The sequence below is a fragment of the Acinetobacter sp. Ag2 genome (assembly GCF_001005515.1).
GTDB lineage: Bacteria > Pseudomonadota > Gammaproteobacteria > Pseudomonadales > Moraxellaceae > Acinetobacter > Acinetobacter bereziniae.
In genome coordinates this window covers 15,476-35,166 of record NZ_LBNA01000056.1, presented here as the reverse complement: position 1 = coordinate 35,166, position 19,691 = coordinate 15,476, and the positions used below count along the sequence as shown (strand labels likewise).

The 19,691-nt window shown below is 36.8% G+C and carries 18 protein-coding genes; 11 read left to right on the top strand and 7 right to left on the bottom strand.

The features are described 5' to 3' along the window. Positions 1-109: 109 nt before the first annotated feature. The 10 genes from AAV97_RS16070 (at position 110) to AAV97_RS16030 (ending at position 10,661) form a co-directional block, all read left to right on the top strand. Positions 110-1,066: a ribonuclease Z gene (locus AAV97_RS16070; RefSeq protein WP_046761086.1), complete on the top strand. Its 957-nt coding sequence runs from the start codon at positions 110-112 to the stop codon at positions 1,064-1,066. Positions 1,067-2,096: 1,030 nt separating this feature from the next. Continuing rightward, the gene (locus AAV97_RS16065; RefSeq protein WP_046761085.1) at positions 2,097-3,728 is read left to right on the top strand and encodes a TROVE domain-containing protein; all 1,632 of its coding nucleotides are present in this window, start codon (positions 2,097-2,099) and stop codon (positions 3,726-3,728) included. A 941-nt stretch (positions 3,729-4,669) separates the two neighbouring features. Next, positions 4,670-4,951, top strand: a complete 282-nt coding sequence (locus tag AAV97_RS16060) for a hypothetical protein (protein ID WP_042089633.1) — start codon at positions 4,670-4,672, stop codon at positions 4,949-4,951. A 723-nt stretch (positions 4,952-5,674) separates the two neighbouring features. Further along, positions 5,675-6,934 carry an RtcB family protein gene (locus AAV97_RS16055; RefSeq protein ID WP_046761171.1) on the top strand — a complete coding sequence of 420 codons (1,260 nt, stop codon included), beginning with the start codon at positions 5,675-5,677 and terminating at the stop codon, positions 6,932-6,934. Between the two features lie 4 nt (positions 6,935-6,938). Beyond that, positions 6,939-7,352 (top strand): hypothetical protein, encoded by a 414-nt coding sequence (locus tag AAV97_RS16050; protein WP_046761084.1) that lies wholly within the window; start codon positions 6,939-6,941, stop codon positions 7,350-7,352. Positions 7,353-7,367: 15 nt separating this feature from the next. Then, positions 7,368-7,772 carry a hypothetical protein gene (locus tag AAV97_RS16045; protein WP_046761170.1) on the top strand — a complete coding sequence of 135 codons (405 nt, stop codon included), beginning with the start codon at positions 7,368-7,370 and terminating at the stop codon, positions 7,770-7,772. An 18-nt stretch (positions 7,773-7,790) separates the two neighbouring features. Then, a complete protein-coding gene (locus AAV97_RS16040) occupies positions 7,791-8,252 on the top strand; it encodes a DIP1984 family protein (protein ID WP_042089631.1) in 462 nt (153 codons plus the stop codon). A gap of 551 nt (positions 8,253-8,803) precedes the next feature. After that, a complete protein-coding gene (locus AAV97_RS21465) occupies positions 8,804-8,887 on the top strand; it encodes a hypothetical protein (RefSeq protein ID WP_227510902.1) in 84 nt (27 codons plus the stop codon). Positions 8,888-8,989: 102 nt separating this feature from the next. Next, entirely contained in the window at positions 8,990-10,021 is a 1,032-nt protein-coding gene (gene rtcA, locus AAV97_RS16035; RefSeq protein WP_046761083.1) for an RNA 3'-terminal phosphate cyclase, read from the top strand. Positions 10,022-10,217: 196 nt separating this feature from the next. Beyond that, a complete protein-coding gene (locus AAV97_RS16030) occupies positions 10,218-10,661 on the top strand; it encodes a DUF2147 domain-containing protein (RefSeq protein WP_005032276.1) in 444 nt (147 codons plus the stop codon). Between the two features lie 77 nt (positions 10,662-10,738). Here the strand turns inward: AAV97_RS16030 and AAV97_RS16025 are convergent, their stop codons facing one another. From AAV97_RS16025 to pheA, 4 genes are all read right to left on the bottom strand, one after another. Beyond that, complete coding sequence (locus AAV97_RS16025; RefSeq protein WP_046761082.1) at positions 10,739-11,323, bottom strand: GAD-like domain-containing protein; 585 nt, start codon at positions 11,321-11,323, stop codon at positions 10,739-10,741. 67 nt (positions 11,324-11,390) lie between these two features. After that, positions 11,391-11,771, bottom strand: a complete 381-nt coding sequence (locus AAV97_RS16020) for a hypothetical protein (RefSeq protein ID WP_046761081.1) — start codon at positions 11,769-11,771, stop codon at positions 11,391-11,393. 134 nt (positions 11,772-11,905) lie between these two features. Then, positions 11,906-14,152, bottom strand: coding sequence for a bifunctional prephenate dehydrogenase/3-phosphoshikimate 1-carboxyvinyltransferase (locus AAV97_RS16015; RefSeq protein ID WP_046761080.1), 2,247 nt, complete (start codon positions 14,150-14,152; stop codon positions 11,906-11,908). A 32-nt stretch (positions 14,153-14,184) separates the two neighbouring features. Continuing rightward, positions 14,185-15,291 carry a prephenate dehydratase gene (gene pheA / locus AAV97_RS16010; protein WP_004824524.1) on the bottom strand — a complete coding sequence of 369 codons (1,107 nt, stop codon included), beginning with the start codon at positions 15,289-15,291 and terminating at the stop codon, positions 14,185-14,187. Positions 15,292-15,543: 252 nt separating this feature from the next. On the opposite strand from pheA, the gene AAV97_RS16005 reads away from it, so the two are divergent. Further along, a complete protein-coding gene (locus tag AAV97_RS16005) occupies positions 15,544-16,062 on the top strand; it encodes a DJ-1/PfpI/YhbO family deglycase/protease (RefSeq protein ID WP_046761079.1) in 519 nt (172 codons plus the stop codon). Between the two features lie 88 nt (positions 16,063-16,150). Here the strand turns inward: AAV97_RS16005 and AAV97_RS16000 are convergent, their stop codons facing one another. The 3 genes from AAV97_RS16000 to sohB form a co-directional block, all read right to left on the bottom strand. Then, a complete protein-coding gene (locus tag AAV97_RS16000; protein WP_046761078.1) occupies positions 16,151-16,456 on the bottom strand; it encodes a DUF1905 domain-containing protein in 306 nt (101 codons plus the stop codon). 284 nt (positions 16,457-16,740) lie between these two features. Beyond that, positions 16,741-17,883: an acyl-CoA dehydrogenase family protein gene (locus tag AAV97_RS15995; RefSeq protein ID WP_005032291.1), complete on the bottom strand. Its 1,143-nt coding sequence runs from the start codon at positions 17,881-17,883 to the stop codon at positions 16,741-16,743. Positions 17,884-18,111: 228 nt separating this feature from the next. Then, positions 18,112-19,083: a protease SohB gene (gene sohB, locus AAV97_RS15990; RefSeq protein WP_265597206.1), complete on the bottom strand. Its 972-nt coding sequence runs from the start codon at positions 19,081-19,083 to the stop codon at positions 18,112-18,114. Positions 19,084-19,691 lie beyond the last annotated feature (608 nt).

Genomic DNA, 19,691 nt, shown 5'->3' with positions numbered 1-19,691 from the left:
ACTTATTTTCCTCCATCTTTGTCTGATTCGACACTTCTTTTGATGGAACTGCCTTGCTTTGTCACAACAATAACCACAGATAAGATTTTACTACAGGCATAAATTCCCCATGTTAGAATTTACTTTTTTAGGGACATCTTCAGGTGTACCCACATTAACACGCAATGTTTCAGGCTTAGCCATTCATTATGCCAAAACTAAAGATTGGATTCTTGTCGATGCCGGTGAAGGAACACAGCATAGAGTTCAACAAGCCAAACTATCCTTACAGCACTTAAAAGCAATTTGCATTACTCATGTTCACGGCGATCATTGTTATGGCTTGATGGGCTTGCTCGCAAGTGCGGGCATGAACGGACGTAAAGATCCTATCACCATCATTGCACCTAAAGAGATTCAAGACTGGTTGGAAGCAACTCGTCATTTAACTGAGTTGTTTCTACCCTACCCGCTTCATTTTATTGACGCCCATACATTCAATAGCAGTTTTGAATTGGATGAAAAACTTTCGATTCAGGTTCACTCTTTACATCATCGTGTACCTAGTTATGCTTATGCTTTTAAAGCAACATCATTTCAGCGCAAACTGGATCATCAACGATTAGTTCAATTAGAAATTCCGAAAGGTAAGCTTTGGGGCGATTTGCAACAAGGACTGACTATTGAGTGGAATGGACAACTTCTTCATGGAAAAGATTTTGTAATTGAAAATACACAGCATGTATCTGCAATTGTCAGTGGAGATAACGACCAGCCTGAATTATTGAAAGATGCTTGTAAAAATTCGGCGCTGTTAATTCATGAAACCACCTACACACAAGCGGTATTAGATAAAGTTGGTTCTGGTCCAATGCACAGCTCTGCAAAAATAGTCGCAGAATTTGCGCAAATGATGAGCTTACCGAATTTGATTGCCACGCATCTCAGTGCGCGTTATCACGATGCTGATGGTGTTCAAAAAATTCATGATGAAATTGCAGAGTATTATCATGGTCATTTTTATATTGCTGATGATTTCCATCGCTATACACTCAGTGCGAGCGGCGAACTCACGCTTATTAAATAACTTTAGCCTTGGGGAAAGTGATTTTCCCAAGACTTCTTTAACGCTATATTCGTTTTAAATATCCGCCTATAAAAGATAAATAGTTCAGATCAAAAACTTTTTAGAATTCCTATATATCCTCTGGATTCTATTAAGCTTGTTATTTATTTTCATCATTGTTCTTGGTTTGATCAGCTATAGATAGGATTCATCAAGAATTCCAAGTTGTGTAAAAAAAAGCCACTAACCATAGTCAATCTGTTGAAAAATTCATACAGTAGAATATCATTTCTGTTGATCAATAAAATTAAAGCGATGAATATATTGTTCGATGATATAAGCCTTGCACTGCCACGCTTTAGCTCTAGAGTTTAAATTGTTTTGCGTAGGCGATACTTTACTTTTCAGAGATGAAAAGTAACAAAATCTTCCGTTGAGCGAGGGGTACATCCTAATACCCCCGCTCAACATGGCGACATCCATGTCGCCTCGTGATAGCAAGACTGTTTATGATTCAAAAGTACAAAATAAATAAATCCTCCAAATCACTTTTATGAATAATCAGACGGTTTGACTATATTTATTTACCGCATGATTTGTCTTGGCGATTTGATTGGATCATCTATTTAGAAAATATGCTACACCGCTCAAAATGAACTTTTTTCTGTAGTCTTTGCAATTTGGACTTTTCGACCCACTTTTTCTATATGTTTATATTCCGCGAGTAAGACTATTTTCTCTATAGGTGCTGATTATCTCTTTTTTTATTTACACAACATTAGAGACTCTAATTTTTAATTATAGAAAAATAGAAAAATAGAAAAATAGAAAAATAGAAAAATAGAAAAATAGAAAAATAGATAAAATCATATAAATAAAGATATTAAATTTACATTCCAAACCATTAAAAAGTTGAAAATTAAATTTTATAAAATAATTTTATCTTATAATAATCAAAAATTTAAAAATATATTTCACCTTAAAAAGCAAACTTGGCACACTCTCTGCAATATAACAATCAAGATATTAAAATTTACTTGAGGATGCTGTCATGGCGAACAAGACAATTTTTGCCTCGAAACAACAGGCAAAGCCAAAAACCATTGAATATAATGAAGCTGGTGGACGTGCATATACATTAAAATCTCGTGCCGCATTAGCACAACTCACAGCGACAGGTACGCTGAATCAGACTTTTTATCAAAATGCACAAGTACAACTTGATCATATTCTCAACCTCGCACTTGAAGTAGAGCCTGCATTTGTTGCTAAAACTGCAATTTATGCACGTCAAAAAGCACAGATGAAAGATACACCTGTCGTATTATTGGCATTACTGTCTGAGCTAGATACGGATCTCTTTAAGCAAATCTTTCCATTAATTATCGATAATGGAAAACAGCTTAGAAATTTTGTACAAATCATGCGTTCAGGAATGATCGGACGTAAGTCTTTAGGTTCATTACCAAAACGTATGGTAAACGAATGGATTCTCTCTGCATCTGCTCAACAATTGCTTGCTGCCAATGTTGGGAACAGCCCTTCACTTGCTGATGTACTAAAAATGACGCATCCAAAACCCAAGACTGTTGAACAAGATGCATTTTTTGCTTATGTATTAGGCAAAGAATATCAGTTTGAACAGCTCCCTGCCCAAGTACAGGCATTGGAAAAGTTTCGATCAGGTGTAAGCACAGAATTGCCCAAAGTACCTATGCAACTTTTAACCCATCTGAATCTTACTACACAGCAGTGGGCGGAAATTGCCTGTCATGGTTCTTGGCAAATGCTTCGTATGAACTTAAATACATTTTTACGTCACGATGTCTTCAAAATCAAAGGAATGACTAAAATCATTGCTGACAAATTGATGGATGAACAAGCGATTAAAAAAAGTCGTGTATTCCCCTATCAATTGATGATGGCATGGTCTGCACTTGCTGAAGGTATGCCACCTGAAATTGCCAAAGCATTAAAGTTTGCGGTGCAATGTTCAATTTCAAATGTACCTAAACTCCAAGGTAATGTTGTGATTGCGATTGATGTTTCTGGTTCGATGTCAAGTTCCATCACTGGTTACCGTCAGGGAGCAACCTCACAATTGCGTTGTGTGGATGTAGCAGCATTATTTGCGAGTGCATTTAAATATGTAAATCCAAATATTCGCTTGATGGCTTTTGATACAGAAGTACGTCAGTTATCCAATTTAAGCAAAGTGCAAGAATATTTGAAAAGAAAAAATCTGATGAAACAGCCAAATTTAGAAATTGATATTTTTGCTCTGGCAAAAAAATTTGCCAATATGTGTGGTGGAGGAACGGATTGTTCTAAGCCATTAGCACTATTGGTCAAAGAAAATGCCAAAGTCGATATGGTGATTTATTTCTCGGACAATGAATCTTGGGCAGATCAAATCCCAAGAGCGCATCGCCAAACAGGGATGATGCATTATTGGAAACAGTTAAAACAACTTAATCCTGATGCAAAACTGGTATGTGTTGATTTACAACCTTATGCGACAACTCAACTCCCCGAGCAAAAAGATGTCATGAATATTGGTGGGTTTTCAGATAACGTATTTAAATTGATTGAAAGCTTTGCCAATAATGAAATGCATGTAAATCATTGGATAAGTGAAATCGAAAACATAGACTTAACGCAAATTCAGTCACATGTTAGCTGAGTTTGCTCCCTCATTTAACATCTTGTATTCAAGTCTCTGCATCAAATGATGTAACTTGAGGCAATGATGTTAGATAAAAAGCACAAATGCCATAGGAACTACATTTTTCCAGAATGAAGTGTTTCTATATAAAGTTGTTGTGCTGAGTAAAACTGTTGCCAAATGCAGATAGAACTACATTACTTTGAATAATTGATGTTTTATCGAAAACTTGTTGGCAATATTTAATGCATAAAATGCGTTGAGGACTACATCTTTAATGCGTAGGTCGATGGTTCAAATCCATCCTTTTCATTCTTAGCTAAGATTGAAAAGTAGCTCAGCTGGATAGAGCAACGAAACGTCTTCAACATTTTGTTTATGCAATGCGGTAACCATGATTCAAGTACATCAAATGCAATGAGGACTACATTACTCGTTTGTCGGTGTTTCGATACCACCCTGTGTGGCAACACACAGTAGCTCAGTCGGTAGAGCCACGACCGTCCTCAACTCCTTGTTGATGTATACTTGATCATCATAAATCATGTTGTAATTAAGCAATTACAAATGCAGATCGGATTACATGGTAACGCTTTTGCCCAAGGTTCAAGTCCCGATCATGATGACTCACGAAAATCTGATCAAAATTTGTTGTGATTGCGTTTTTTTAACGTAAGTTCAAACTAACGACATCTTCAAATGATTGAAAAATAATGATCTTAGCGAAGTCTTACTGCGCTTTTTCTTTCTTTGGATCATACTGTCTCAGACAGTTACGGATAACACATCCAAGTATTTTATTTTACTAAAAGTTTTATCGAATGTAGGTAAACCTCATACAGATGAAACTGCATCAAGCCCGTGTTTTAAGAATATCGCTTGTGAATTGATTGACGATTTGCTAGTTTAATCGTTCAATTTAAAACCAGAGACAGGTGTCAGTCTTTAAAACGCAAAACATGTCTATTAAAGTCATCGTGAAAGACGACAATCTCGATCTTGCTTTAGAGAAACTAAGAGTTAAAAAATACTATTTAGAAACCAACCACTGGTATAAGAAATGCCAGAATTATCATGAAAAACCGCCAAGTAAAAGTCGTAAAAAAAACGAACTGAAACTTTTACATGGGCATAGCCAAATCCTAGAAGATGATCCTCTCTCACTCAGGTTAAAAATCCATATCGAAGAACATTATCAACCCACTGATGATCATACGGTATGGGATATGAGCAAAGATTAAGAATCACAGATTTCATCAAACTCAGCTTGGGAGAAAAAATTCTCCCAAGCTAGATTTCATACTATACTCTGCAACATGATAGATACCCTGAATAATAACAATGCGTGCTTGGTTTGCTTTCCTCTTATTTCCTTTATTCATTTTTGTATTTTTATTTTTCTTCTATGTCATTTTTTTGCTTTCACTCACTTTGGGTTGCGGCTTCCATCAAGAGAATATCCCAACCTGCTCAAAAATTTATTATTTTTCAATTATATCAATCTTTCCAATCGCAATTTGGTTCGGTTATTTTACCACTAAATTGGCACCACATTGTGAAAGATATTTGCTGAGTAGTATTTATAACCTAATGTTTTCAATCACTTTATTTACATATTTACAAAGCACCAAAATAAGCCTGATCTTTTCAATCGGTTTTAGCCTACTTTTCTTATTATGTTTAGGTAGTGGTTGTTTTATATTTTATTTAAAATATAAAAAAAGATAAATTTCTATCTAAAATAATATTTAAATTTGCGTATTTTTTTTTAAAATATGTATTTAAAGAAAAATTTAAATACATTTATTAATTAAACATCAATATCTTATAAAATAAAATCAATTAAAAAACAAAGTTGGCACACTCTCTGCAATATATAGAGCATACATCATGAGATGTATATAAATATCACCTGCCTGCAACCGCTTGGCAGGCAGGTTTTGCAAAGGATAAAAGCTATGACTATGTCAGTATCAGAACAAATTGAAAAACAAGCATCCAATGAACGTGCTTATAATATTATTCAGGATAAAAAAGGTGTCCCTATAAAAATGTGGACCAAAGGTGTGCCTGTCGATGAGAAATCCAAAGAACAATTATTAAAGACAGCGCAAATGCCATTTATTTATAAATGGATGGCAGTGATGCCAGATGTACATGTCGGAATCGGAGCAACGATTGGGAGTGTTATTCCAACCAAAGGTGCAATTATTCCCGCTGCTGTTGGTGTAGATATTGGTTGTGGGATGATGGCAGCACGCACCTCGCTTACAGCTTCAGACTTACCTGATAATTTACATGCACTGCGTACCGAGCTTGAACGCTTAATCCCGCATGGAATGACCAAAGGTCGTGGTCGCCGAGATCGTGGGTCTTGGGATACACCAACAGCGCGAGTAGACCAAGCTTGGGCTGAGTTAGTGGCGGATTTTGAATACATTTGTACGAAGCACCCACGTTTAAAAAATACCAATAATCATAAACAGTTAGGTACTTTGGGAACTGGGAATCACTTTGTTGAAATCTGTTTAGACGAACTTCAACAGGTGTGGATCATGCTACATTCAGGCTCTCGCGGTGTAGGAAATGCAATCGGTAATCACTTTATCGAACTGGCACGTAAAGATATGCAAAAGCATTTTATTAACTTGCCTGATAAAGATTTAGCTTACTTGGTAGAAGGTACGGAGCATTTTGACGACTATTGGTTTGCGGTTGGGTGGGCACAACGTTTTGCCATGAAAAACCGTGAGTTAATGATGGAAGCGGCTGTGCAAGCTTTGCGTATCATTATAAATAAACCCTTTAATGCTAAGGTTGAGGCGGTTAATTGTCATCATAATTATGTGGATAAAGAAGAACACTTTGGTCAGGAAGTACTGGTAACACGTAAAGGTGCTGTACGTGCCCGTTTGGGTGAGTATGGGATTATTCCGGGTTCAATGGGTGCTAAGTCATTTATTGTCAAAGGTAAGGGAAATCAGGAATCTTTCTGCTCATGTTCACATGGTGCTGGTCGTGTATATAGCCGTACTGCAGCGAAAAAGTTGTTTACTGTAGAAGATCAGATTGAACAGACCCAAGGTGTAGAATGCCGTAAAGATGCAGCCGTGATTGATGAGATTCCATCGGCATATAAGCCAATTGAAGATGTGATGAAAGCGCAAAGCGATTTGGTTGAAGTGGTTTACACTTTAAGTCAGGTTGTTTGTGTAAAGGGATAATATCGTGATCAACAATATCTCTAATCCGAGCATAACTGAAATTCGAGCATGGGCATTTTCTGATACATATTTGCCTACTACAGAATGGGATTTATATTTGGTCTGGAAAGATGAATTATTACTTTTTCTGGAGCTCGCAGTAGACCATAAATGCAATAAGCAGAATTATTTTAAGTATCTGCTTTATTATATGGTTGCTTATCAATTTAAAAGATTAAGTGATCCCTTTGAAAAAAATTTGGTTTTACATCGGTATTTGAATGAGTCTAAACAGATAAAGCATGGAGATATTCGTATCTGGAGAAATGAGATTATAGCCTTACAACGAAACATACACTCTTTTTCATATGATGTATGGATTGAAAAAGGACTTATATATCATAAAACTTTTTGTCTTTCCCAAATCGCTGCAAAATGAATGTGAGTAATGCCAATGGATCGCTATAAACAAATCAAGATCACTCGTTACAATCTTTTGGCTAACCAAGCAATCCATTTTGAATTACCACAAGAGCCCTACATTGTTGTGCTTGCAGTATATAACAACAATGTAACTAATGATTGGCGCAATCAATGCAGTGATTGGATTGTAAAATCTGAAGTATGCTATTGGGCTTTAGCTTGGGGGCATGAATGTTCAATTTGGGATGATGCATTAGATTACTCTTATTTAGAATTTTGTAATTATGACCTACCTGAAGACGATGATTATAATTTCATGACCACTTGGCATGAAAATCAAACTTTAGAAGATGTTATAGAGTTTGCCGAATCAACTCCAGTTGATACATTGCCTCAGCAAACCTTATATGAAATTGTGGTGTTAAATATCAATTAAAGATATAGGAAAAATAAAATGAAACTTGCAGAAGCACTTTTATTACGAAGCGATCAACAAAAGAAAATCGCTTCATTGAAACAACGTATCAATGCAAATGTATTGGTACAAGACGGTGATGAACCATCGGAAGATCCAAACGAGTTATTAAAGCAAGTATTTGCATTAACTCAAGAATCTCAAAAACTTGTTTATGCCATTCATCAAACCAATGCTTTGGCAAAACTTACAGATGGTCGTTCATTATTGGCTTTACTGACTCAACGTGATGAGCTTGTGGAGCGCCATAAAATTTTAACGTCTGCCATCAGCAACACTCAACGTGAACCAGATCGCTATAGTGCACGTGAAATCAAATGGCATAAGGTAATTCCAGTATCATCTTTGCAAAAACAATCCGATGATATCAGTGCCAAATTACGTGATTTAAATGTATTAATACAAGCCACAAACTGGCAAGTTGATTTACTGGACGTTTAAAGCGATCATTTAAAAGCTTTGATCGGCTTTAGTCGATCAGATTTGGAATATATTGGGCGAGTACAAGATCTAAGGCTGTATAGATTGAAATAAAAGTCAGCATCATTTTTGGGTAATGACAGCGAAGCGGATTTAGGGCGGAAACGAACCAATCAATCCATCACTAAGCATCATTTAAACCTTTGTGAATCAAAGTGACTATTTATATAGCATTACCACGTACTGACAATATATTTCACTTTTTCTCAAATGATTCGTCATTTGAGATCACCCGAACATACTGGGCGAGTGCAAGATCCTCTACCTCCACAACACAGGATTGAAAATAGTGTAGTGGCTTGATGAGCGAGCGGGTTAGCTTAAAACCATAAGCACAAATCAACCCATCACTACAAACAAGGCAAACCTTTGTGAAAGCAAAGTCACAATGCACCTAGCATCACCATGTACTGACAGTATGTTCACCTTTTTTCTGGAGTTTGAATGAATTACCCCTGTTCTTATTGTCATCATGACACTCGAGATCAGCCTCTGGTAATTTTGACTATGAAATTTGTCCCGTTTGTCTTTGGGAATATGACTGTGTAGAAAATAATGATGCAAATTCAAAAGTGGAGCGAATGCGATCTCTTTAGCTGAGGTACAGTATAACGATCCATAATATGGTGTAAGTGAATTACATTTTATAAAACATGTCCGAAAACCAAATGATTTAGAAAGAAATGATGAAATAGAAAATGAACACATTAGTAAAAAATAAATCCATCCAAATAGATGGCTCACTGGGCGAAGGCGGCGGGCAAATTTTAAGAACTGCGCTTTCCCTATCTATGCTAACAGGTATTCCTTTTGAGCTTATCAATATCCGTGCAGGTCGAAAGAAACCTGGCTTAATGCGTCAGCATTTGGTTTGCGTACAAGCTTCTCAACGTATCAGTCATGCAATTGTTGAAGGTGCTGAGTTAAATTCACAAAAATTGTATTTTCAACCTCAACAGGTTCAGCCAGGAAAATATGATTTTCATATCGGTTCCGCAGGTAGCACAATTTTGGTTTTGCAAACACTCCTTCCTGCACTCATGATGCAACCAGAAGTAAGTCAATTGAGTATTCACGGCGGAACACATAACCCTTTGGCACCCACAGCAGATTTTATTCAACATTGTTTCCTGCCTTTTATTCAAAAGCTTGGCATAGAAGTTGATTTTAAATGCGAACGCGCTGGCTTTTTTCCGATTGGTGCAGGTCAAATCAATATCACCATTCATCCATGGAACAATAAACTTGAGCAATCTATTTTAACCAAGGGTAAATTACTGGAAATACATGGCTTTGCAGCAGCCTTAAACATCCAACAAGATATTGCAGATCGAGAGTTAGATGTCTTGAATAATAAACTTGGTTTAAATCAACGTAAACGTATTAATTTTCAAGGGATCAGCCAAGGCAACACTGCATTTGTTATCTTAAATTATGAACACCATCAACAAGTCTTTTCAGCTTTAGGTGAAAAGAAAAAATGTGCTGAAAAAGTGGCACATGATTTAGCCAAAGAGGTGAAAGCCTATTTGAACTCACATGCTGTGGTTGATGAATATTTAGCCGACCAACTTTTATTACCTTTGGCTTTAGGCAAAGGTGGTGAATTTACAGCACAAGTATTGAGCGATCACACTAAAACCCAAGCTGAAATGATTCAAAAATTTTTAGACTGTGATATTCAGATCGAAGCATTAAACGATATTTTTAAGATCCGTGTGGTGACTTAATCTTTGCCTTATGATGGCTTAACCATTAAATTGCCCACCCTTTTAATCACTTATCCTAATGTGCCAATTCATATTAATTTTCATGTTTATTGGCACATTATGTAAATATTTATTATGACTATCCATTATATAATCAATACCTTAGATCAATGTATTTTTAAATTGAACTAAAATATTCAAATAAAGGATAAGGGAAATGAAGAAAGTTTTATTTGGGGCAATGTCTATGGTGCTTTTTACATCTTCAGCTTTTGCAGAGGATATCACAGGGACTTGGCGTTATATTGACGACAAAACAGGCGAAGCCAAAGGTTTGGTTAAAATCGAAAAACAAAGTAATGGAACTTATGCAGGAACAGCTTTAAAAGCAACACCACGTCCAGGCTATACACCTAAAGAATTTTGTACCAATTGCCCTGCCCCTTATACCAATAAACCGATCATTGGTTTACAAGTAATCTCTGGCTTAAAAACAGATGATCATGTGAATTACACCGATGGAAAAATCATTGATCCTGTTTCTGGAAAAATCTACCGCCTAAAAGGCAAGATCAGCCCGAATGGTAAAAAACTATTTCTTCGTGGTTATTTAGGTATTTCAGTCGTAGGTCGTAGCCAAACTTGGTTACGTGTAGAGTAATTTAACCTTTTCATTAAGACAGCTTATATAAGCTGTCTTTTTTATTTCACCCCAATAATAACGCTGAACACTTAGATTTAACTGTCTAAAGCAAGTTGATATAAAAAATCCAAATGGGTGGGAGCATCCCCCTTATCCAAATTCAAATCACTGGCACGACCACCTAATCGAAGTGCAGGCAGATAACAATACATTTGATCATGCGCTAATTTTCCATATTTTTCTTGTGCTTGGCTCAGTGCTGATTTTTCTAAAAACTGCTCTATGATTTCATCATCACATAACCATTCATTAAAAAAGTCATTCAATGACCAAACCGTTACTCCAATATCAGAATTGTGTGGATCCATAAACGAGATATCTTCATCTCCCGCATCGCTTAGACGCCGATAGTAGAACACTATTCCAAAAGCAGATATTGCAATAGGCAACCGCGTCATATCAGGTTCATCTTTCATTAACCATGACCACAATACGTCCTGATAACGTTCAGGATCAATGATCTGAATTAGACCATTCCCATAGAAACCAAAACCATGCTCACGCCAGAGCTCTAACAACGCTTCTGGTAAAAAATCCTGATACATTTTTATAATTTCATTACTGACTTTATTTCCTTGTTTATCTACAGGAAACTTATTGATAAATGTTTGTAATTTCATCATTATTCTCTAAGCTTAAATCATTATTCTATAATTTCAATTGTTGGTCGAGCAATGTAATCCAGACTCAGCCTTTCCATTCAAAACCACTAAAGGCATTATCTTGTTTTAAAGAATTTTCCACAGCATTTGCCAATTGCTTAATCATGCTTTGAGTGGCTATTTTTTTAAACCACACCTGCTCTTCATCAGCATGTGCAGAAATCTCACAGGTCAACAAACCTTGATCATTTAAACGACAATTCACCCCTAAACCTATCGGATGATTTTCCACACTCACTGCCAAATCTTCATGAGAAGATGTCGTTTCCGCCTTAAAACCATATTGAGAAAGTTGTTTTAACAATAAATCCGTTACATACGTCTGAGTAACATGGCATGCATTTTGACCATAACCATTGCTTTTAACATGATTTTCGCAGTTTGCAGTAAATTGTAATGTTCTCATTGCTTCATCCAAAAGGCTTTATAGTTGTATGGTTTTAGAATAAGCAATATAAACAAAACAGCCAAGCTTTTGCTTGGCTGTTTTCAATTAATTATACAAATATTAGACAAGTATTATCGAGACACGATTCCGCTTTATTCAGAAACTTGAATCTCAAGTCCAGCCTGATTCGAAAGCTGAGTGAATGTAGGGAAACTAGTGGCAACAGTTTCAGTTCCCACAATTTTAATCTCACCAGAATTACGTAAACCAGCCATTGAGAAACTCATTGCAATACGATGATCATGATGTGATTCAATTTCACCACCAGTGAAAATCGCAGACCAGTCTCCTGACTTACCTTTTCCTTCGATGATGATGCCATCATCTGTAGGCGTACAATCTATACCTAAAGTCTTTAAACCATCAGCCATCACTTGAATACGGTCAGATTCTTTGACTCTTAATTCAGCTGCACCTGTCAGAACAGTTTGCCCTTCAGCACATGCAGCAGCAATAAACAAAGATGGAAATTCATCAATCGCCAATGGCACTTGATCTTCAGGCATATGAATACCTTTCAACGTACGCGTACCACGAATACGAATATCTGCAATCGGCTCACCGCCAGCGATGCGTTCATTTTCAACAGTGAGGTCTGCACCCATTTGTTTAAGAATTTCAATAACACCTGTACGTGTTGGGTTAATCCCAACGGCTTCAAGCGTAACATCTGAACCCTCTGTAATCGCAGCACCCACCATAAAGAATGCAGCAGAAGAAATATCTGAAGGAACTTGAATCTCAGTTCCTACCAACTTTCCACCACCTTGCAGTGAAATACGATTTCCTTCTGTTTTTACCTCATAACCAAATGCACGCAACATACGTTCTGTATGATCACGTGTTGGTTCTGGTTCAGTAACAGATGTTTCACCTTCAGCCCATAAACCCGCCAACAGAATCCCTGATTTCACCTGTGCAGAAGCCATAGGTAAATCGTAATGAATTCCTTTTAATGCTTGAGCACCCGTAATAGAAACAGGCGGTGTACCACGTTCGCCCGTAGTTTGAATCTGTGCGCCCATTTCACGCAAAGGCTTGGCTATACGCTCCATTGGACGTTTAGACAAAGAAGCATCACCCGTCATAACAGAGTCAAATTGTTGTGCAGACAACATTCCTGAGAGCAAACGCATTGAGGTGCCCGAGTTCCCCATATACAACGCTGTTTTAGGCGCTTTTAAGCCATTGATTCCCACACCATGAATGGTCACTTCACCATTTTTCGGACCTTCAATACTTACCCCCATATCACGGAACGCTTGAAGTGTTGCTAAAGCATCTTCACCTTCGAGAAAGCCCGTCACATGTGTAGTTCCTTCAGCAATCGCTCCAAACATGATGGAACGATGAGACACTGACTTGTCACCTGGTATGGTAAATTTACCCTTAAAAGTCTTCTCACCCGGCAAAATGGTAAATTGTTGTGTCACCTTATTTTTCTCCATCAAAGGTTTATTGGCGAGCATATGATTGAAATGTTGGCGTGCCGCTTGTGCATGACCAAGCAATCCCATCAAGGCTTGTGAATTTTCATCTTCAATCAGTTGACGCAAAGTTGCGAGTTGCGTTTCAAATCCATCTACAGCTTTGAGTATGGCTTTTTTATTGGCAAAAAAAATGTCATGCCACATCTGTGGATCACTGGCTGCAATACGTGAAAAATCTCGAAATCCACCAGCTGCATAGCGGAAAATATCTAAATTATCTTCCCGGTTTGCAAGCTGTTCAACCAGATTAAATGCCATCAAATGCGGTAAATGACTGGTATGCGCCAAAACCTCATCATGCTTTTCAACATCCATACAAATCACTTCAGCTTTAGCTGCCTGCCAAAGTTGAATCAGCTTTTCAACAGCCCATTCCGCACTACTTGGTAACGGCGTTAAAATCACTTTGTGATTGGCAAATAAATCCACCTTACCTGCATGAACACCCGTATGTTCAGCACCAGCAATAGGATGTCCGGGTACAAAACCGACCGGAATATTCTGACCATATACAGCATGTGCAGCTTCGACCACATTGCCTTTGGTACTGCCTACATCGGTAATAATCGCATTTTCAGATAGATAAGGTTTTATTGTTTCGAGAATTTTTTGCGTTGCACGAACAGGCAAAGCCAAAACAATTAAATCTGCATCTCGAACTGCATCAACTGGATCACTAAAACCTTCAGAAATAATCCCTAAAGCTTTAGCATCTTCTAAGGTTTTTTTTGAACGTGTTGCAGCAACAACATTTTCTGCAAGATGTTCTGCTGCGATCACACGCGCCAAACTTGAGCCAATCAGCCCAAGTCCAATAAAAGCAACTTTTTTAAATAAAGGTTGTGACATGACGATTTTAAACTACCCTCTTCACAACAACTTTAAAGTACAGCGATTGGATAAGAACCCAGTACACGTACTTCTTTAACTAACGGGCGTATATCCTCAATCGCAGCTTTAACATTGTCTTGTTCCACATGACCCTCTAAGTCGATGAAGAATACATATGCCCATTTCTCAGGCAATGCTGGACGGGTTTCAATACTGGTCAGACTAATATTGTGCTTGGCAAATGGTGCAAGAATTTCCAACAAAGCACCAGCACGATCATGTGCTGAAATTAACAATGACGTTTTATCATTACCGCTTTGTGGAACTTTCTCACGCCCAATCACCAAGAAACGTGTGGTATTTTCAGGATTATCTTCAATATTGCCGTGCAAGATTTCCAAGTCATAAATACTTGCAGCGACATCAGATGCAATTGCTGCCGAATGCCATTCATTACGAATACGACGAGCAGCTTCTGCATTAGAACTTAAAGCAACACGCTCCACACCCGGATAATGAGCATCAAGCCATTTGCGACATTGTGCTAAGGTTTGTTGATGCGCATAAATTTGTTTAATGCTGTCCTTACGTGTATTTGATGAAATCAGGAATTGATGATGAATACGTAATTCAACCTCACCAATCACATTCAAATGCGATGCTTTAAAACAATCTAATGTATGGTTAACAACCCCTTCTGATGAGTTTTCAACGGGTACTAAACCATAGTGCGCACTTCCTGCTTCAACCTCACGGAATACTTCATCTATTGTTGGCAATGGGCGAACCACAGCATCTTGACCAAAATGTTTTAAGACTGCTGAGTGAGTATACGTTCCGACTGGACCCAAGAATGCAATACTTTGTGGTGCTTCAAGTGCTAAGCATGCAGACATAATTTCACGGAATAAACGAGCCATTGTTTGATCTGACAAAGGTCCTTCATTACGCTCCATAACTTTACGTAAAACTTGTGCCTCACGTTCTGGACGATAAAACAACGGATTCTCTTCTGATGCAAATTTTGCTTTAGCAACTGCTTCCGCCAGTTTTGCACGGCGATTGATGAGTTGTTGAATTTGTTGATCTACAGAATCAATATCTTCACGGATTTGAGCAAGATCTAGAGAAGTCGTTTTTTGATCATCGTTGATCATTGTTATATCGCCCTTTGAAAGTCAAGAATTACGAAAAGTCTAAGTTTTAGACCCAAAACAGTATAACAATAGTTCAGTTAAATTTGTTGAGCAATAACGCTTTTATCGATGATTCCGTTATTGCCACCACTTTGAATAAAATATCAGCAATGTATGAACAAACTCCGCTATCCATTACTTACAAAGTAGCTATGGAATTTTAAGCATTGCCCACTATGATTAAAATTAAAAGCGGATTTCGAGACAAAGAAAATGAATAAAAAAATCGCTGTTCTCATCACCCATGATTTCGAAGATACGGAATATCATCATCCCGTAGAAGCTTTTCGTGCCGCAAGTCATTCTGTTCGAAATATAGAAAAATCCGCAGGCAACATTGTCTATAGCCAACAACGTAAATCTTCCGTCAGTATAGATTTAGGTATAGATGATATTTCAGTTAAAGATTTTGATGCCTTAATGATTCCAGGCGGGCAATCACCTTATCATTTAAAGAAAGATCCGCGTTTCATTGATTTTCTCCGCAGTTTTGCCAATGCACAAAAACCGATTTTTCTGTGTTGTTACAGCCCTCAACTCTTGATCGACGCACAGATTGCAATTGGTCGTCGTTTGACCTCGATTGATGAATTGATCAAAGAATTAAAAGATGCGGGCGCGGTTATTTTTGATCGTGAAGTTGTGAACGACAATAATCTTTATATTTCTTCACGTTCGACCTATGAATTGCCCATTTTTATCGATGAATGCTTAAATGTATTGAAGGTTTGATTGAATTTTTATTCACGATTCAGCATTAAACCAAAGATACATTTTAAACCTTATATTCAAATTTAACCTGATAATTTCTTGTTATTGATTAAACAGATAAAGCAATTGAGAATAAAATTCTGTCGCCTAAGTAGATTTTTTCTTTGTTACGAATTTCTGCTTTAAGTGGTAGTAAATAACCTTCTGATTGCTTGTCTGGAAATATTGAAGTTTTCCATACACTTTGCCCTACTATCACAGTAACAGATATAAGACCCCAACTTTGCCTTTGAAGTAGATAGTTTTTTATTTCCATGGCTTGTTGTTTAGGAATAATCACATAGTGCCAGCCACCAGCACCAGAATAGCGTTGAACTGTGGATTCAACTGAAAATTGTATTTTATTGTCAATCATTTAATTTTCTCTCAAAATTTAAACTTTCCTCATGATTATATGTATTCCTTTTACCCCCTCTAAGAACAATCAATATGATTACCTTATCCTAAATTCGATATAAAATTCTTGATAAAATATCATACTCAAAAACACATCCGTAACTGTTTGAGGCAGAACTACTTTTATAAAATTCTTATTTTTAATCGTTTAATTTAAACCACTTCAAGTCTTGATCATAAAAATAAACTGCACATGCTCCCTAAAAAGCATGAACAGTTTAGATATTCATTTTCTTAAAAAAATTAACGACCGATGATTCCACGAGCGACGATTTCTTTCATAATCTCATTTGTTCCTCCATAAATACGTTGAATACGGGCATCTACAAAGAAACGAGAAATTGGATATTCCGTCATATAGCCATAACCACCAAAGAGTTGCAGCAAACTATCGATAATTTTCATTTGCATATCCGTACTGAAACTTTTCAAAGCCGCCGCAGTTTCTACATCCAATTTATTTTCTTTATATAATGCTAAATTCTGATTATAAAATGCTGCAGTTGCCAATTCGTCAATTTTAGCTTGTGCTAAAACAAATCGAGTATTTTGAAAACTACCAATTTTCTGACCAAATGCTTGGCGCTCTTGCACATATTGAGTCGTTACATCAATTGCTCCACGAATCGCACCCAATGCTGTTGCAGCAATTGCAGTACGTTCACGAGGAAGTTCTTGCATCAAATAAGCAAAACCTTGACCAGCATTGCCCAATAACTGGTTGGCAGGAACTTTCACATTATCAAAGAATAATTCCGAAGTATCTTGAGAGTGCAACCCAATTTTATCGAGATTGGTTCCCTTTTTAAAACCATCCAAGTGAGTATCGACCAATAACAATGAAACACCTTTGGCACGAGCTTGTGGATCTGTTTTTGCTGCCAATACGACTAAATCTGCATGCTGACCATTTGAAATGAAGGTTTTTGAACCATTCAATAGATAATGATCACCATTCAAAATAGCACTACTACGCATACCTTGTAAGTCCGAACCAGCACCTGGTTCAGTCATTCCAATAGCACCAACCACCTCACCAGCGACCATTTTAGGCAACCAATATTGTTTCTGTTCTTCATTGGCTATATGCAAAATATAAGGCGCTGCAATTTCAGAATGACATGAGATTGCCGTAGATAATGCACCATAACCTGCACGTGCTGACTCTTCGACCAACATCAACGAGTATTCTGTTGGGACACCATAACCGCCATATTGCTCAGGAACATCGACACAAAGATAGCCATTTTCACCCAATAATGACCACACTGATCGTGGCATCAAGCCTTCTTTTTCCCATTGCTCATAAAATGGAGCAACATGTTCTGCCATAAAGCGTTTGAAGTTATCACGAAAAAGTTCTAAATCTGCATCATATGCCAACATATTTATATTCCTTTCAACCTGAGTTTTTGATTTTATGATGTATAGCATCCTAATCATTTTTTTTAAGCTTGTCATGATCGCATGAGGTCATTTTTTTTTGGCACTTTTGCCAATCCATAAAGCTGCTTTATAAGACTTTGTTATAAAAAAAGAGCAATTGATTTAAACCAACTGCTCTTTGGTGATATATCGAGATTTGGATAATTTGTGTAGATTAAAACAAACGAATCAGAACTTATTGTCTCTCAGCATAGGAAGTGAAGAATTCAATTTAGTCACTTCATTGAATAATTTTCCGACAAGGGATGGAATTAAGGCATCTGCCATTTGCGCTGCTTGTAAACCAAGTTTCTCACCCAATGTCGGTTTACGACGTGTTTGAATCACATAAACATCGTGTTGTGGGAGCAAACTCAGTAAATATTCATCCGAAGTCTGTAACTTATCGACCAAGTTCAAATCACGAGCATCCTCACCATACCAATGCTCGCCTGTGGCTACTTTTTCCACATTCAATTGCGGACGATATTTTTCAACAAAATGTTTAAATAATTGATGGGTTTGTTGTAGTTCTTCTTCAAATTTAGCTTTGCCTTCAGGTGTATTTTCACCAAACATTGTCACGGTACGTTTAAACTGCCCTGCGGTATATAGTTCAAAATCAACATGGTGCTCTTTTAACAGTCGATTAAAGTTAGGCACTTGCGCAACCACACCAATCGAACCCACTACAGCAAATGGCGCAGAAACAATTTCACTGGCAATACACGCCATCATATAACCGCCACTAGCAGCAACTTTGTCCACACAAATAGTCAAGTGAAAACCAGCATCACGTAAACGAACCAATTGTGCTGCTGCCAAGCCATAACCATGCACCATTCCACCTGGGCTTTCTAAACGAACCACCACACGATCTCGCCCAGCTTTTGCTGTTGCTAAAATCAAGGTAATTTCTTCACGTAAATTCTCTACAGCAGAAGCTTGAACATCACCTTTAAAATCTAAAACATAGATTTTTTGATTATGCTTTTTACGTACACGTGCTTCTTTGACCAATTGTTGTGTCAACTGCAAAAGCTCAAGTTTAGATGCAGTTGATTGAGCAATTCTTTTTCTTTGTTCATTAATTCGTGCATTTAAATGACTAATACGAATTTCTGCGGGAACTTTAGGTAAATGAAATAACATAGAATTTATAATCTCGAATATCTGGATAAATGCTTTTCCATTAAGATGCGGACGGATTGAATAAATTTCAATACATATTTTGAAAAATTCGACAAATCTCTAGTCACTTTACGTCCCACTTATTGTTTTGCTAACACCGATTCAGGTGTAAAAATTATAGATGTTTTCCAATTTGTTTAACGCAGATCAGCAATCCAAAATTTTAGTTATAAAACGTATATATTTTTTTTATAAAAAATTAACTACCTCCAAGATTAACGATACTTTTACTTAAAATAATCCACTTTTTATTAATCGTTTTTACGTCTAAATAAATGATGATTAATTCATAAAAATATAGTCATCAATGATACAAAACAGCTTTCAATGCTTTTTATATAACTTTATGCCAATCTTTGTAGGACAAATTCACAAAAAAAACATAGACATGATTTTTCCAACTACATCATACAAAAATAAAATACTAGGTATTTAATTTATTGATAATTTGATATTTATCACATTTTTTTATCTAAATAACATATTTGTTATTTTAATTTATTTATTTAAAATCAACACGTTAAAACGAGAATCACATTTTTTAATTTTATGGTTTTTTAATAATCATTTCTTTAGGA